The following is a 14,531-nucleotide window of genomic DNA, read 5'->3' as shown; positions in this document are numbered from 1 at the left end:
TACCGGATCCGCGCCGCGCCAGGAAGGCGCCTCGGACGCGTGGCCTGGCGGCGAGCCCGACGGCCTGAGCTTGGCTCAGATCTCGAGCAGCACCTTGCCGGCCGTGGCGCGGCTCTCGAGGAGCTCGTGTGCTTCGGCCGCCCGCGCGAGCGGCAGGATGCGCTCGATCCGCGGCATGAGGGTGCCTTCGCGGTGGGCGTCGAAGACCGCGCTCGCCCGGCGCGAGAGCTCTTCGCGCGTTCTCACATACCCAGCGACGTTCTCGCCGCTCACGCTGACCGACTTCGCCATCAAGCGCCGGAGATCGAGCGCGTCCGGTGCTCCGCTCGCGAAACCGTAGAAGGCGATGTGGCCGCGCGGCGCGACCGCCTCCAGGTTTCTCTCGAACGTCGCCGAGCCCACGCCGTCGATGATGTAGTCAGCGCCCCTGCCCTGCGTGAGCCGCAAGGTCTCCTCGGCGAAGTCGCGCGCCCGGTAGTCGATCACGTGGTCCGCGCCCGCCGCGGCCGCGAGCCTCGCCTTCTCGGGCGTCGACACCGTGCCTATCACGGTAGCGCCGCGGCGCTTGAGCCATTGCGTGAGCAGCCGCCCCATGCCGCCCGCCGCGGCGTGGATCAAAGCCACCTGCCCCGCAGCGAACCTGGGATTTTCGAACGTCAAGACGTGGGCGGTCAGGCCCTGGAGCATCAAGGCCGTCGCGCTCTCGAAGCTCACGTCCGCGGGCAGCGGGATCACCTGCGACGCCGGGACCAGCTGATACTCCGCGTAGGCCCCCAGGCCGAAGTGCAGCGTGGCCACGCGCTCGCCGGGTCGCGTCTCTGTCACGCCCTCCCCCACGGCAGCGACGACGCCGGACGCTTCGAAGCCTGGGGTCAGCGGCGGCGGGTCTGGCCAGGGGTGCGCCGCGCGTCGTAACGTGACGTCCGCGAAATTCACCCCTGCGAAGCGAACTCGAACGAGCACCTCGCCGGAAGAAGGCTTCGGCACCGCGAGATCGTGGAGCTCGAGCACGTGGGGGGCGCCGAAGCGCACGAGTCGAATCGCTTTCATGATCGGATCTCCCGGTCGGCGACGATTTCGGTGTTTTGCGCCGGCGGCGCGGGCGGCTCGAGCAGCACGGCGGCGGCAGAGGCGAGGATCAAGAGCCCGCCCGCGAGCGCGGCGCCCGTCGGTCGTTCACCGAGCAGCGCGAGCGAGAGCGCGATCGCGACGAGCGGCTCGAGCAGGGTGAGCGTCGCGGCCTTGCCCGCGCTGACGCGCGACAGGCCCCACAGAAACAAGAGCCCCCCGAGCACGCCCGGTCCCGCGCCGGCGACGACCAGCCAGAGCGCCGACGCGACGTCCGGGCTCGTCCAGGTGCTTCGCGGAGAGAGCAGCGCCAGCAAGGGCAGCGCGAACAGCGAGCGGAAGAACAGGAGCTCGGCGCCCGAGAGATCGCGCGTCAGGCGCTTGCTGAGCAGCACGTTGGACGCGAGGAACACCGCGCTCGCGAGCCCGAAGAGCCCGCCGCTGAGCGACGGCGCGGAGGACCAGGGGCTCAGCATCAGCGCGAGCCCGAGCAAGCTCGCGCTCGAAGCCCAGAGGACCCGCCCCCGCAGGCGCTCGCCGAGCAGCGCCCCCGCCGCGAGGGCGACCAGGATCGGCGCCAGGTGGTGCGCGGTCATCGCGACCGCGACGCTCGTGCTCCGCAAGGCGAGCAACAGGCAGGCGACGTTCAGGGCCTCGCAGGCGCCGACCGCGAGGAGCGCCCGCACCGGCAAGCGTCCGCTTCGTCGCACGCCTAGCGCGAGCGGCGCCGACGCCAGCGTCATGCCCGCCATCAGCGCAAAGCTCTCGAAGAACGGCGACAGCGCCGCGGAGCGCTCCGCGTGCTTCACGAACAGCGGGACGGTGCCCCAGGCAGACGCCGCCGCGATGACGGCGACGAGGCCCTTGATGGTTTCATGCTCCCTCATCGAGCTCACGGAAGCGAGCTTGGCGATGGCCATCGGATTAGACCAGCGACTTGTTTTGACCTCATTGTTAAGCGATGCTTCACGCATGACCGAGCTCGCCGTCGAGAGCCGCCACCTCCTCTTGCTCGTCGCGCTGGACGCGGCGGGCAGCCTGCACGCCGCCTCGCGCAAGCTCCACGTCTCGCCGTCCGCGCTGAGCCAGCAGCTGCGCGAGCTCGAGGATCGCCTGGGTGGTCCGCTCTTTCTGCGGCAGTGGCGGCGCCTCGTCGCCACCGCCGCTGGACGGCGCCTGACCGACGCGGCGCGCGCGGCGCTCGCCGATCTGTCGCGCGCCGAGAGCGAAGCGCGACGGCTCATGAGCGGGACGACGGGCGTGCTGCGCCTGGCGACGTCGTGCCACCAGTCGTATGCGTGGCTGCCGGGAGTCCTCCGCGCGTTCACCGAGCGCTTTCCCGACGTGGAGGTCACCGTCGTCGCGGATTCGGCCGACGCTCCCAGCGAGGCGCTGCTCGCGCGCAAGCTCGACGTCGCGCTCGTGACCGGCGACACGCCGCGAGCGCGCGGGCTCGCTTACCGGCGCCTCTTCCGCGACGAGCTCGTGGCGCTCGTGGGCTCGGAGCACCCCCTCTTCGGTCGAGCCTGGGTTCCGCTCGAGGCGCTGGCGCACGAGCACCTGTGGTCGGATGCGCGAGCGCTCGATCCGCGGACGGTCCTCGGCCGTGCGCTGGCCCTCGCGGGGGTGGCCGGGCCGAGGAAGCTCACCCCGGTGCCGCCGGCCTCGGGCGTCGCCGTGGAGATGGCGCGCGCGAACCTCGGGCTGGCCCTCGTCCCCCGCTGGGCAGCGACGCCGCTCGCGGCGAGCGGCGCGCTCGGGGCGGTGCGGCTCGGCAAGCGCGGGCTCGCCCTCGAGTGGCAGATCGCGACCCGGGTCGGAGAAGCCGAACCGGCGCTCTCGGCCTTCGTCGAGACGCTGGTCGCCCACCACCCGCGCGCTCCGGGCCGGAAACCTGCGGGGCGTCCGCGGGCTCGCCCGGCGCGTGAGTGAAAGGCGACCGAAGAAGCCCTCCCCGCCGTCCCGATCGTACCGGCGCCTGTTTCCATGGGAACAGCTTTTGCGGCCGACCTATCAGGTCGATGCGCTCTTCTGCACCGCCTGTGACGGCGGGACGCGTCGTTCAGCTGCTGTAACTGAGCGCTCGGTGGCCAGGGTGATTTTCGGGCGGATTGGTCTCCTGCTGGAAGCTCCGGAATGCCGAGCGCGCGACCCCACGGAAGGGAGGGCTTGGTCCGAGGGGTCCCCCTTGACGTTTCTGAAATGTTTGGACTTCCTTCACCCTTGCGCTCCGATGAGCCCCTTTTGTGACCCGTCTACGCATCAGGCCCTCCGGCGTTCGCACCAAGCCCGGCCCGCACCCGCTCTAGAGAATCCGGCGGACTCGCATACGGTAACTCGCCTGCAGATGACACGGCGGTGGCATACAGGAGAGTACGCGCGATCCCCTGATGTGTCGACTGTTGACGTGCTCGACCTATGCCCCATGTTCCCCCGTGCAAACGCGCTGCGCACGGCCCCTGCCTCGACGTGCATGGTAGAGACCCAGCGAATCGTCGCCTGCGCGCAGACCTTGGGGAGGGACGCGATGATGACAGCTATCAAAGGCGCGCTTCTGATCACGCTCGCAGCGTCCATGGCCGCGTGCGACGCCGCCCGCCAAGCGGACGCCGAGGCGACCGAGGTAGCAGCGTTCGCGGCCACGACGCCTGAGTACGGGCAAGAGGAATGGGCGACAGCCTGCGACCACCTGAAGGTCACCGCTGTCTGGTCGGGGCTCTGCGAGCATAAAACGAAGGAGAACACGTGCACATACAACCCGCCGCCGGGCTGGGTCATCGTGGAAACCAAAACGGAGAAATTCAATGACAATCACGGCTCCTTCGTACCTAAGACGCTCGCCGGCGGCTCGCGACTGATCCTCGAATCCGAGCTCACGGAAGCCTATGACACGGCGATCGATCTGGCCGTGAAGTGGCGCAATTTCGACGCGGAGGCCAAGCTCCGCGAGCGCTACAACCAGCACTCGTCCGAACGGCAATTTTACGAGGCGAGCCACAACACGTTCGTAGGTACCGTCTCCGCCACGCCCTGGGGGAGCTGTGCGGACCGGAAAGGGGCATGGATAGACGTTTCCGTGTATGCGCGTCTGCGCTATATCGGCGAGCCCGGCAAGAAGCACCAGCTTCTTTACCAGCTCGAAGACAAGTTCGGTCTGGTCCCGGTCTGGATCGGCATCACGCGAAGCGACCGCAGCAACGCGATCTACGCGATGGATGGATCCGACAACCCTCGCTCGGAGGTCGTACCATGGAAGACCTGCCCAGAGGGCCAGGTGCAGATCGGACTCGGAGTGCATTCAACGGAGGAAGCTTTTTGGGTATGCACGGCGCCCGCTCAAGCGCACGACACCTTCTTCGTCTCCAGGTTCGTGAACGCCGCGGCGTTCGTGTACCGCGTACGGGACGGTTCAGTGCAAAGAATGGGAGGGATCGAGTACCAGAATTGCCCGATGCTGAGCACGCCGATCGGCAGAGCGCTGATCCCCGGTGGATTCTGGGCGTGCAGCGGTGGCGGCATCTCCCCGCCGCCCGTTGCGATGTCCGAACGCGCGCCCGCGCTGATGGTCGGGAGCAACCCGAGCTCGACGGCACAGCAATGGTTCTTCGACCCGATCGGCAGCTCTCCGTCGCGAGCGCCGACCAGCCTGGCCGCGAGCAAAGCGGGAACCATGATCGTCAGTCGGGCCACTGGCATGGCGCTCGATCACAGCGGGTCGGCCCACATCCGTTCCGCGTGGATAGCCATCGTCGACCCATACACGTGGTCCGCGAAGGGGCAGGTATGGCTCCTCGAGAAGCACCCGTCCCTCGATCGCTATGTGCTCCGGTGGCCGCCGACCGGACAGGTCCTCGACTACGCATTCGGCGAGGACGGTAAGACGTACGCGGTGCTCCAGGACGCGGTGGCCGGCGCGCCTGCCCAGCTCTGGGACATCCGCCACGTCGAGGGCGACTACTATGCCATCGTGAACCATCACTCCGGGCAAGCGCTGAGCCTCTGATGTGACGCATCGCAGGGGCCGCGCCAGTCCGGTAGCTGACGGTCGCACACGCGCTGTCGGATGGTCCTCCGCCTTCGGCTCCGGTGAGAAGGACGGTCCTTTCGGTTCCCCCCCTCCCCTCACCGCCGCGCCGCCCCTACAACAAACACCGCGCAGCGCGGCAGCACGCCATGGCGCTGCGCCGTCGCGCGCAGAGCAGCGCCCCGGCGCTTGCCCGCCGCCCACGAGGATCCATGGGACGAACCTTCTCCGAGCTGGACGACGACCTCATCGGCTTCCTGGCCGAGCAGCGCCTCTTCTTCGTGGCCTCCGCCCCCTCGGGCAGCGGCGGGCACGTCAACCTGTCGCCGAAGGGGCACGACACCTTCCGAGTGCTCGACCCGCGGACCGTGGCCTACCTCGACCTGACCGGCAGCGGCGTCGAGACCATCGCGCACCTGCGCGACAACGGCCGCATCACGCTGATGTTCTGCGCGTTCGACGGCCCACCCCGCATCCTGCGCCTCCAGGGCCGCGGCGAGCCCATCTTCCCCTGCGACCCGCGCTTCGGCGCGCTGGCGGACCTCTTCCCGCCGTTCCAGGGCGTCCGATCGGTGATCCGCGTCGCGCTCGAGCGCATCGCCACGTCGTGCGGTTACGCCGTGCCGCGCATGGCCTACGAGGGCGAGCGGGACACGCTGTCGAAATGGGCGAAGCGCAAGGGGCCAGAGGGCCTCTCGCGCTATCGGCTGGAGAAGAACACGACGAGCATCGACGGCCTGCCGGGCCTGCCCCCGCCGTCAGGAGGTGAGTGATCTCAGAGCCCGCGGGTCTCGCCGACGTCGAGGATCCAGAGGCGCTCCAGGTCGCCACGGCCCTTCAGGAAGGCCTCGCGCGCGCGGACCGGCGGCTCGCCGATCGGCTCGTCGGTGAGCTTGTACGTGCCCCAGTGCATCGCGACGAAGGTGCGCGCGCCGAGCAGCTCGGAGGCCTTCACGGCCTCTTCCGGTCCCATGTGCTGCGGCTCCATGAACCAGCGCGGGGCGTAGGCGCCGATGGGCAACATGGCCCAGTCGATGGAGCCGCCGCTGCGCTCGCCGATCTCGGCGAAGCCGTCGAAGAAGCCGGTGTCGCCCGAGTGGTACGCGGCGCCCTCGGGGCCGCGGATCACGAAGCCGCCCCAGAGCGCCTCGTTCCTGTCCCAGGGCATGCGCATCGACCAGTGCCGCGCGGGCACGAGCGTGATCTCGACCTGGCCGACGTGGACAGACTGCCACCACGCGAGCTCGTCGATCGCGCCCGCGCCCAGCTTCGCGAGGAGCGCGCCGTTGCCCTGCGGCACCACGAAGCGGGGCCGGAGCGGCGCGTTCTTCTTGCCGAGCTTGCCCGGGTGCACGGCGTGCGCCGCGAGGATGCGCGACAGCGTCCGCGTGTCGAGGTGATCGCGGTGGTTGTGCGTGATCAGCACCAGATCGATCTCGGTGAGGTCCTCGAGCGGGATGCCCGCCGGGGCGAGCCGCTTCGTGGTGCCGAGGCCTGTCGCGAGGATGGGATCGATCAGGATGCGCAGGCCGCCCAGCACGAGCAGGAACGACGCGTGGCCAATCCACGTGAGCGAGGCGCGGCCGCTCTCGACGAGCGAGCGGTCGTACGCGCGGTGCGGCGTGACGAAGCCGTCGGCGACGGCCTTCTCGCGGGCGCCGAGCTTCCACTTGAGGACGTCGGCCGCGCCGCGCGCGGGCGTGGTGGCAAGATGATCGAAGCGTCCCACACCCGGCGGTATACCACGAGGAGCGAGGCGGCGTAGCGGGTCAGCCCGCGTTCGCGAGAGACACAGGCGCCCGCCGCAACGCGAGCTTCCTCAGGAACGTCACCGGGTCGAGGTAGTACGGATTCTCGTGCACGTGGCCGCCGATGATCACGTGCGAGTGCGTGGCGAGCACATCGGCGATCACCCGGCCGCTGAAGCGATTGACGTCGTAGCAGCAAAGAAGCGTGCAGTCGTGCTTGGGCGCCAGCGTGTTCACCTTTGCTTCGTAGACCATCAGGTCCTCGGTGCCCGGCAGGTTCTTCAGCGCCCATTCCATGTCGCCGCAGGTGCGAACGGACTTGAACTCGCCTTTGGCCGCGCCCTCGAGCACGCCCTCGAGGGTCGAGTACATGCGGTCCGCGACGAACACGTTGTCCTGGATGTACGTCTGCTCGGAAGGCACGACCTTGAGCTGGCCACGCTGAATCGCATCCTGCACGGGCACGCCGCCCTTTTGCATCCGATCCACATGGTCGTCATGCGCGCTCGACTCGAAGATGGTCACCACCTCGTCGCCGATATCGATTCCTTCGCGGAAGTACGGATTGAGGACGTCGTACATCTCCTTGCGCGAATCGAAGAACGCGCAGATGTGCTGCAGGCCATGCAGCTCCTTGCCGCAGAGGCTCACTTTTCGCGTACGTGTCGGGGCCATGTTGCGCTCCTGGAGCTCGCACGTCTACCACCTCGTCCCGTCCGCGTCGACCCATCGTGGTACAGCGTCATTCCCGGAGTTCGTCCCTGGATTGACGCTGTGTCCGCCTGGCGACGATCCGGGCTGACCGGGTTCATGAAAGAAGCGAGTGAAAGAAGCGAGCTCGTCGGGGGACAACGCCTCGAAGCGAGTTACTCGATGGGCGCGAGCGTCCAGGGGAAGTCGGTCAAAACGGATTTTGCACGAGCTCGGGACACCTACGCGCGTGGGGCCTGCCCCGAGCTGATGGATTCAAAAGCGCAGGCGATCATGAACAGCGCGCCGGCGCTCGAGAGGAAAAAGCCCACGAACGCGCCCATGCTCCCGTGTGCGCCCCGCTCAACGCGTTCGCGCTCCTCGACGAGGAGCGGGCCCTCGAGGCCGCGCGGGCGTCCGAGGCGCGCTGGGATCGAAGCGAGCCGGAGGGGCGCCTGGACGGGGTGCCTGTCTCGGTGAAGGACCTCCTGCTCACGCGCGGCTGGCCGACCCGGCGGGGCTCGCGCACCGTGGACGCGGCCGGCCCCTGGACGGAGGACGCGCCCGCCGTCGCCCGGCTGCGGGAGCACGGCGCGGTGCTCTTCGGGAAGACGACGACGTCCGAGTTCGGCTTGAAGGGCCTCGGCGACAGCCCCTCGGTCCTCTCCGGTCCTGACGACCGCGATCCGTTCCGGGCCCCGCCGCCGCGCGAGGACGCGCTGCACCTGGGCGCGCTCGTCGCGGTCGACGCCCCCGACGCGCTCGACGCGTCCGGCACGCTCGACCCGTCCGGCGCGCTCGACCCGTCCGACGTACGCTTCCTGCGCCGCGTGCGGGTCGGCGTGAGCGCCACGCTGGGGTACGCCGCTCTGCCGGCGGAGACGCGGGTTTGCTTCGACGCGGCGGTCGCCCTTCTCCAGCGGCTCGGCGCCGAGGTGGAGGAGGTGGCGCCGCCGTTCGACGACCCGGGGGGCGTGCTGCGGACGCTGTTCGCGGCGCGCGCCGCGCACACGGTGCGGGAGCTCGGACCGGAGCAGCGGGCGCTGCTCGATCCGGCGGTCCAGAGCGCGGCAGCCCAGGGAGAGGCGCTGAGCGCCGTGGCGTACCTCGAGGCGGAGCGGCAGCGCGCGGAGCTGGCCCTGGCGATGGCCGCGTTCCACCGCCGCTTCGATCTGCTGGTGACGCCGACGTCGGCCGGGGCCGCGCCCCTGATCGACGGCGGCGCGCGCCCCGCCTCCTTCGCCGCGCCCTTCAGCCTGACGCGCCAGCCGGCGATCAGCGTGCCGATGGGCCTGACCAGCGCCGGCCTGCCGCTCGGGCTGCAGATCGTGGGGCGCCACTTCGAGGAAGCGCTGGTGCTGCGCGCCGCGCTCGCGCTCGAGCGAGAGAGCGCCCCGCTGCGGGCGCCGCCGCTCCGCGCGAGCTGAGCGGTCGCGCGAGGCCGTGACTTGATGCGTGTGGCAGTCGGCCTTGTGGCGCAACCCACTCCCGCACCGGGTCGGCAGGGGCCGCGAGCGCGAAGCGCCCGTCGGCGTCATGCGAAGCTAGCCGGTACGCTTCAGCAATGCCTCCAGCCGGCTCTTCAACGCCGAAGGGTCGCGATGCAGGTGGTACGAATAAAGCCATTTCCTGCGCCGATGATATCCGCCTCGTCGAGGGCTTGAGCCACGCAAGAGTCGACGACCTCGCCTGGAAGAATCGAACGGAAGCTCCATGTCTCGACGAGCCTCGCCCGGCGCAGACCGGCCAGCTCAAGGAGACCCGCCGAGCGACGTGGAGGCGCGTACGGGCTCCCCACGGGACGACGGCGCGAACAGGGCGCTCCACGAGCGCCTGCGGTGGAGAACACCCGCTCCGTGAGCCGAGCTCCCACCGCGGCCCATCCTCACCCTGGTCCAACGCCTTCGCACACAACTTCTGGGGCCGCGCCTCCCGCTCTTCCTTCTTGCAACTGGCCAGCGAAGGTGGCCTCCTGAATCACGGGGACGAATAGCCTGGTTGATGCCGGTTGAACACCACGAGAGGAGCACTCCATGCAACCTCGAACGACAGCGAGCGAAGCACTCGACGCCCCGTATCGCCAGTCCGGCGCGCCGCCCATCGACATGGCGCTGAACCACGGCACCTACTGTTCCGAGCGGTGCGCCGACGTCCTGCGGCGCCACGCCGGCAACATCTCCCTGCGGATCTACCCCGCCGGGGACAACGCAGATCTCCGGCGCGCGCTCGCCGCCGACGCGGGCGTCAGGCCGGAGAACGTGCTGGTCGCCAACGGGAGCGGCCCGCTGCTCAAGACCTGCATCCCGTTCCTGATCGAGCGCGAGATCAAGCGTTCGGCGATGCGGACGCTGCGCTTCTTGCTGAAGCGCACGGCGTATCCCATCATCACCACCCGGCTCACCTACTCCAAGGTGCCTGCGTCCGGCGTCCGCGTGGGGCTGCGATGCGAGCTGCTCCCGCTCCATCCGGAGAACGGCTTCGCGCTCGACGTGGAGATGCTCGCGTCGCGCCTCTCGCGGCAGGACGGCCTGGTTTACCTCTGCAACCCCAACAACCCCACCGGCAACGTCCTCATCACGAGGCAGGAGCTCGGTCCGCTGCTCACCCGGTTCCCGGACTCCCTCTTCTTCATCGACGAAGCGTACGTGCACTACCTCGAGGAGAGCCCGAACACCCGGATGGCAGACCTGGTGCTGCGCCATCCCAACCTGATGGTGCTGCGCAGCTTCTCCTTCGCCTACGGGCTCGCCTCGGTGCGCGTGGGGTACGCCATGGGGGACGCGACGGTGGTGGCGCAGATGGAAGCCAAGATGACGCCGCACCGCGTCGGGCAGCTGGCCGCAGAGCTCGCGATGGCGTCGCTCCAGGACAGCGGACACCTCGGATTCGTCCGGCATCAGACAGCGAGGGAGCGAGCCAGGCTCATGGCGGCCATCGGAGCTCATCGCGCGCTCGAGGCCTGTCCGTCACAGACCAATTTCATCCTGTGCCGCGCGCGCGGGGCGTGGTCCGGGGCGAAGATCCACGACGCGCTGCTCGCCCGAGGCGTGAAGGTGAAGGCCTTCGAGCCGTTCGGCGACGAGCGGTACGACGAATACTTCCGCGTGACCGTCGGGTTGCCGGCAGAGAACACCTTTTTCATCGAGCAGCTCGACGCCCTGATGAGCCCGCGCCGCAGGGAGGCGCCCCCCATGACAGCGGCGCCGGCGGTGCACCAGGTCGAGCTCTCGGAGCTTGCTTAGCCGAGAAGTTGCGCAAGGTTCCGGGGCATGGAGCCTCGAGAATGGAAACCCTTCCCTGCCTGCCTGACCGGCGCACAGCGGAAGATCCTGGAACCCCTGGTACCGGCGCCTGAACCCGCTCTCCAGCCTGCGTGAAGCATGCGGAGCAGGTGACGTTGATACGGCGCGCGCTCGACGACTTCCTCGCGAGGTGAACGCGCGTCTCCACCGGCGCGCGACGGCTCCGGAGCTCGGTCGCCGGTGGATCAGGAGAAAAACGATGGCATCCGCGGTCACGCACAAGGAATGGTCAGTCGACAGCTTCGAAGCGCTGGATCCTACCTTCGTGGCGGATCCTTACCCGCTCTATGCACGCCTCCGGGAGGAAGCGCCGGTCCATTTCGTCGCCTCGGTAGGGGAATGGTGGATCACGAAATATTCCTATGCGAAGGTCGTCCTGGCCGACAGGCGCTTGACCACACAACGTGAAAAGGTCATGACCGTTCCCCCGCGCCACACCTCCGGATCATGCCCGTGGACCCAGAACATGGTAGAGCTGGATCCACCCGAGCATGACCGTGTGCGTTCCCTCGTCGGCAAGGTGCTCACGCGCGAGGTGGTCCAGCGCCTCCGGTCGAGGATCGAGCAGGTCGCGCATGAGCTCGTGGACCTCGTCGAGGGGGACGGGCACATGGACATCATGGCCGACTACGCGTATCCCCTGCCGACGGACGTGCTCTGTGAGCTGATGGGCTTGCCGACATCGGAGCGAGAGCAACTTCGCGCGTGGATGCCCGGAATCCATCTGCAGTTCGATCAGGCTCAACCGCCGGCGGTGCGACAGCAGGGCGAAGCCGCCGATGGCGCCGCGCGAGAGTACCTGAGCCGATGGATCGCCGAGCGGCAGGTGCGCCCGGGCGACGATCTGATCAGCGCCCTGATCTCCACAGAGGACCACGGCGATCGGCTCGCGTTTCCGGAGCTCTTGTCGAACCTCGGTTTGCTCCTCTACGCCGGCTTCGAGACGACGGCCCGGATGATCTCGGCTGGCGTGTACGCGTTGCTCTCGCATCCCGATCAGCTGACGCTGCTTCGAGGCCACCCGGAGCTGATGCAGGGCGCCGTCGAGGAGCTGCTGCGCTACGCGTCGCCTGTACAGCGAGGGGTGGAGCGCTGGGCGCTCACGGATCTCGAGCTCGGGGGCAAGCTGATCCAGAAGGGGGATCGGCTCTCCATCGTGCTGAGCGCCGTCAACCGCGACCCCGAGGTGTTTCAGGAGCCCGACCGGCTGGACATCACCCGGAAGCACAACCCGCACCTGGTGTTCGCCCGGGGCACGCACGCGTGCCTGGGCTCCCTCTTCGCCATCACCGAGCTCGAGATCGCCTTCTCGGTGCTGCTGCGCCGGCTGCCGCGGCTCGAGCTCGCGACCCCGGAGCCGACATGGGGGCCCAACACCAAGCTCCGCGGGATGACGGCGCTGCACGTCCGCTTCTAGAGCGACGGTCACCCGCTTCGGATACGGGCCCATCTCGACGTTTTCGGTGCTCAGCGCACCGGAGTGCGCTTGCGCGCCGAAAACGCCGATCTGGGCCCGTCTCCTGTGCGGGAGACCGCCGCTCTGCTCGGCATGGTGCAGAGGTGGGCGGAAGCCGCTGTAGAGCGGGCGCGGCTCCCGCTGCGCTCTCGCGCCGCGGCGCCGTGAGCCGATCTAGCCGCCGGCGACCGGCGGGATCAGCGCGACATCGTCGCCGCAGCTGATCTTCTCGTCTGCATGGGCGTAGGTCCCATTGACGGCGAGGCGGATCGAGCGCCGGTGCGGCGTGAGCGCCGGATAGCGCCGGCACACCTCGCCCATGAACTCCTCCACCGTGCAGGGGCCGCTCAGCTCGAAGCGTACCTCCGAGGCCCCGACGATGTCGCGCGCGCCTCCGAAGGCGAGCAGGTTGACGGTGCTTTCCATGGCTGAAACGTACCATCCCATGCAGCTCGACGCCGCGATGCCCGACCGATCCTCCCCTCCGCTGAGGCAGCGGACACGCTCGAGCTCGAGCGCGGAAGAGGCCGATCTCTGCGGGCGTCATCGCGAGCGACCGGCCGATGTGGGGTGCTGAGTCGATCGGGGTACCGTCGAGTCGAACGTGGCCAGGAGGAGATGGTTTTCCGTCGAGTCTCACCTTTCGTGAGCTGGAAACTCGGCCGCCGTCCTTGCGGGTCCGCGCCTGGAACACCATCAGCGTTGCGTGCTCGGCGCTGCCGTTGATGTGTGAGATCAGCCAGGCGGACGCAGGAGGAAGGTGGCATGCTCGCAACAATGCCGCTCTCAGGTGCCGCCGGTGCCCGGCGATCGGAGGCCCAGGCGTCGACGGTCGACGTGCACGGCCGGCCGATCGGCGATCTGCGAATCTCGGTCACGGACCGGTGCAACCTCCGCTGCTCCTACTGCATGCCGGAGGAACAGTACGCCTGGCTCCCCCGCGATGACATCCTCCGGTTCGAGGAGATCAGCTTCCTGGTCGACGTCTTCGCGGAGCTGGGCGCCGCCAAGGTGCGCCTGACGGGCGGCGAGCCGCTGCTGCGCCGCGATCTGAGGACGCTCGTGCGGTTCATCGCCGACAAGCCCAGGATCCACGACATCGCGATGACCACGAACGGCGTGCTCCTCGCCGAGCACGCCCACGCACTCCGGGCGGCCGGCCTGCGCCGGATCACCGTCAGCCTCGACACGCTCCACCCCGAGCGCTTCAAGGCGCTCACCCGCCGCACGACCCACGCCCAGGTCCTCGAGGGCCTGCGCTCCGTGCCGGCCGCCGGGTTCACCGACACCAAGATCGACACGGTGGTGATCCGCGGCGTGAACGACGACGAGCTCGCGGATCTCATCGAGCTCGGCAAGACCATCCCCGCCGAGGTCCGCTTCATCGAGTACATGGACGTCGGGGGCGCGACCCAGTGGTCGTACGACAAGGTCTTCTCGCGCGCCGAGATCATCAGGTCGCTCTCGCGCCGCTACGGCCGCGTGGAGCCGATCCCGAGCGAGGGCGCAGCGCCGGCCGCCCAGTTCGCGCTCCCCGATGGGACGACGTTCGGCGTCATCTCCTCGACGACACAGCCGTTCTGCAGCGCTTGCAATCGCAGCCGGCTGACGGCCGATGGGATGTGGTACCTGTGCCTCTACGCCGCGCGCGGCATCAACCTGCGCGAGCCGCTCCGGCAGGGCGCCTCGCTGGAGGAGATGAAGGCCATCGTCGCCCGCGTGTGGGGCGCTCGCTCCGACCGCGGCGCCGAGGCCCGCCTCGCCGACCGATCACGCGGCGCGCTGCTCCCGGCCATCCAGCTGAAGCGCGACGCGCACCTGGAGATGCACACCCGCGGCGGGTGAAGCGCTCCGCTCCTCGAGCCATCACGGAGGGTCGATCATGCGTCTCGAAGAAGTCGGTAGAGCCGCCCCGGACAAGAGCTGCCGCACCCACGGCGGGGTTGCGCTGCTCTCCCCGGAGAAGGTGGCCGAGCGCCTGAAGCAGCTCGGCGGCTGGGCGCTCGCGGAGAGCCGCCTCTCCAAGACGTATCGGTTCGCCGATCCCAGGGCCGCGCTCGCCTTCGTCCACCGCGTCTGCGCCTTGGCCGAGGCGGAGAACCACCACCCCGAGCTCACGCTGTGGAAGCGCGAGGTGCGCATCGAGCTCTGGACCCACAAGAGCGACGGGCTGACCGAGCTCGATTTCTACTTTGCCGGCAAGTGTGACCCGCTCGAGCGGGGCTGACCCACGGGGCCCCTGG

Annotated in this window: 13 protein-coding genes and 1 pseudogene; 9 read left to right on the top strand and 5 right to left on the bottom strand. The window is 69.1% G+C overall.

What is annotated here, in order from left to right; genetic code table 11:
• Window positions 1–75 precede the first annotated feature (75 nt).
• Window positions 76–1,050, bottom strand: a complete 975-nt coding sequence (locus WME73_RS12615; RefSeq protein ID WP_437915854.1) for a quinone oxidoreductase family protein — start codon at window positions 1,048–1,050, stop codon at window positions 76–78.
• Entirely contained in the window at window positions 1,047–2,042 is a 996-nt protein-coding gene (locus WME73_RS12610) for a DMT family transporter (protein WP_437745710.1), read from the bottom strand. The genes WME73_RS12615 and WME73_RS12610 overlap by 4 nt, the downstream gene beginning before the upstream one ends.
• Between WME73_RS12610 and WME73_RS12605 the strand changes: the two genes are divergently transcribed.
• The 3 genes from WME73_RS12605 to WME73_RS12595 all read left to right on the top strand — a co-directional run bounded on the left by WME73_RS12605 (window position 2,041) and on the right by WME73_RS12595 (window position 5,865).
• Entirely contained in the window at window positions 2,041–3,000 is a 960-nt protein-coding gene (locus WME73_RS12605) for a LysR family transcriptional regulator (RefSeq protein ID WP_437745709.1), read from the top strand. The two genes, WME73_RS12610 and WME73_RS12605, sit on opposite strands and share 2 nt — an antisense overlap.
• A gap of 595 nt (window positions 3,001–3,595) precedes the next feature.
• On the top strand, window positions 3,596–5,071 hold the full coding sequence (locus WME73_RS12600) for an RICIN domain-containing protein (protein WP_437745708.1): 1,476 nt from the start codon (window positions 3,596–3,598) through the stop codon (window positions 5,069–5,071).
• Window positions 5,072–5,304: 233 nt separating this feature from the next.
• The gene (locus WME73_RS12595) at window positions 5,305–5,865 is read left to right on the top strand and encodes a pyridoxamine 5'-phosphate oxidase family protein (RefSeq protein ID WP_437745707.1); all 561 of its coding nucleotides are present in this window, start codon (window positions 5,305–5,307) and stop codon (window positions 5,863–5,865) included.
• Window positions 5,866–5,867: 2 nt separating this feature from the next.
• Here the strand turns inward: WME73_RS12595 and WME73_RS12590 are convergent, their stop codons facing one another.
• Both WME73_RS12590 and WME73_RS12585 read right to left on the bottom strand, forming a co-directional pair.
• Window positions 5,868–6,821 carry an MBL fold metallo-hydrolase gene (locus WME73_RS12590; protein WP_437745706.1) on the bottom strand — a complete coding sequence of 318 codons (954 nt, stop codon included), beginning with the start codon at window positions 6,819–6,821 and terminating at the stop codon, window positions 5,868–5,870.
• Between the two features lie 40 nt (window positions 6,822–6,861).
• On the bottom strand, window positions 6,862–7,491 hold the full coding sequence (locus WME73_RS12585) for an MEDS domain-containing protein (protein ID WP_437745705.1): 630 nt from the start codon (window positions 7,489–7,491) through the stop codon (window positions 6,862–6,864).
• A 296-nt stretch (window positions 7,492–7,787) separates the two neighbouring features.
• Between WME73_RS12585 and WME73_RS12580 the strand changes: the two are divergent.
• From WME73_RS12580 to WME73_RS12565, 4 genes and pseudogenes are all read left to right on the top strand, one after another.
• Window positions 7,788–8,222: pseudogene (locus tag WME73_RS12580) on the top strand (amidase family protein); the annotation flags it as partial.
• Window positions 8,223–8,249: 27 nt separating this feature from the next.
• Entirely contained in the window at window positions 8,250–8,957 is a 708-nt protein-coding gene (locus WME73_RS12575; RefSeq protein ID WP_437917384.1) for an amidase family protein, read from the top strand.
• A gap of 606 nt (window positions 8,958–9,563) precedes the next feature.
• Complete coding sequence (locus tag WME73_RS12570) at window positions 9,564–10,772, top strand: pyridoxal phosphate-dependent aminotransferase (RefSeq protein ID WP_437915853.1); 1,209 nt, start codon at window positions 9,564–9,566, stop codon at window positions 10,770–10,772.
• A 259-nt stretch (window positions 10,773–11,031) separates the two neighbouring features.
• Window positions 11,032–12,249: a cytochrome P450 gene (locus WME73_RS12565; protein ID WP_437745703.1), complete on the top strand. Its 1,218-nt coding sequence runs from the start codon at window positions 11,032–11,034 to the stop codon at window positions 12,247–12,249.
• A gap of 213 nt (window positions 12,250–12,462) precedes the next feature.
• On the opposite strand, the gene WME73_RS12560 is transcribed toward WME73_RS12565, so the two are convergent.
• Window positions 12,463–12,714 carry a MoaD/ThiS family protein gene (locus WME73_RS12560; protein ID WP_437915852.1) on the bottom strand — a complete coding sequence of 84 codons (252 nt, stop codon included), beginning with the start codon at window positions 12,712–12,714 and terminating at the stop codon, window positions 12,463–12,465.
• Window positions 12,715–13,065: 351 nt separating this feature from the next.
• Here WME73_RS12560 and moaA point away from each other — a divergent pair, with 351 nt between their 5' ends.
• Both moaA and WME73_RS12550 read left to right on the top strand, forming a co-directional pair.
• Window positions 13,066–14,133 carry a GTP 3',8-cyclase MoaA gene (moaA, locus tag WME73_RS12555; protein WP_437915851.1) on the top strand — a complete coding sequence of 356 codons (1,068 nt, stop codon included), beginning with the start codon at window positions 13,066–13,068 and terminating at the stop codon, window positions 14,131–14,133.
• Window positions 14,134–14,170: 37 nt separating this feature from the next.
• Complete coding sequence (locus tag WME73_RS12550) at window positions 14,171–14,515, top strand: 4a-hydroxytetrahydrobiopterin dehydratase (protein WP_437745700.1); 345 nt, start codon at window positions 14,171–14,173, stop codon at window positions 14,513–14,515.
• Window positions 14,516–14,531 lie beyond the last annotated feature (16 nt).

Source organism: Sorangium sp. So ce302 (assembly GCF_051530145.1).
Classification (GTDB): domain Bacteria; phylum Myxococcota_A; class Polyangia; order Polyangiales; family Polyangiaceae; genus Sorangium; species Sorangium cellulosum_B.
Note: the sequence above shows the minus strand (reverse complement) of the source record. Positions and strands in the feature narration are given on the sequence as shown.

What these genes read in the sequence shown, in the direction of transcription:
- WME73_RS12615 (WP_437915854.1), bottom strand. Translation starts at nt 1,050, where the DNA reads ATGAAAGCGATTCGACTCGTGCGCTTCGGCGCCCCCCACGTGCTCGAG.
- WME73_RS12605 (WP_437745709.1), top strand. Translation starts at nt 2,041, where the DNA reads ATGACCGAGCTCGCCGTCGAGAGCCGCCACCTCCTCTTGCTCGTCGCG.
- WME73_RS12610 (WP_437745710.1), bottom strand. Translation starts at nt 2,042, where the DNA reads ATGCGTGAAGCATCGCTTAACAATGAGGTCAAAACAAGTCGCTGGTCT.
- WME73_RS12600 (WP_437745708.1), top strand. Translation starts at nt 3,596, where the DNA reads ATGATGACAGCTATCAAAGGCGCGCTTCTGATCACGCTCGCAGCGTCC.
- WME73_RS12595 (WP_437745707.1), top strand. Translation starts at nt 5,305, where the DNA reads ATGGGACGAACCTTCTCCGAGCTGGACGACGACCTCATCGGCTTCCTG.
- WME73_RS12570 (WP_437915853.1), top strand. Translation starts at nt 9,564, where the DNA reads ATGCAACCTCGAACGACAGCGAGCGAAGCACTCGACGCCCCGTATCGC.
- WME73_RS12565 (WP_437745703.1), top strand. Translation starts at nt 11,032, where the DNA reads ATGGCATCCGCGGTCACGCACAAGGAATGGTCAGTCGACAGCTTCGAA.
- WME73_RS12560 (WP_437915852.1), bottom strand. Translation starts at nt 12,714, where the DNA reads ATGGAAAGCACCGTCAACCTGCTCGCCTTCGGAGGCGCGCGCGACATC.
- moaA (WP_437915851.1), top strand. Translation starts at nt 13,066, where the DNA reads ATGCCGCTCTCAGGTGCCGCCGGTGCCCGGCGATCGGAGGCCCAGGCG.
- WME73_RS12550 (WP_437745700.1), top strand. Translation starts at nt 14,171, where the DNA reads ATGCGTCTCGAAGAAGTCGGTAGAGCCGCCCCGGACAAGAGCTGCCGC.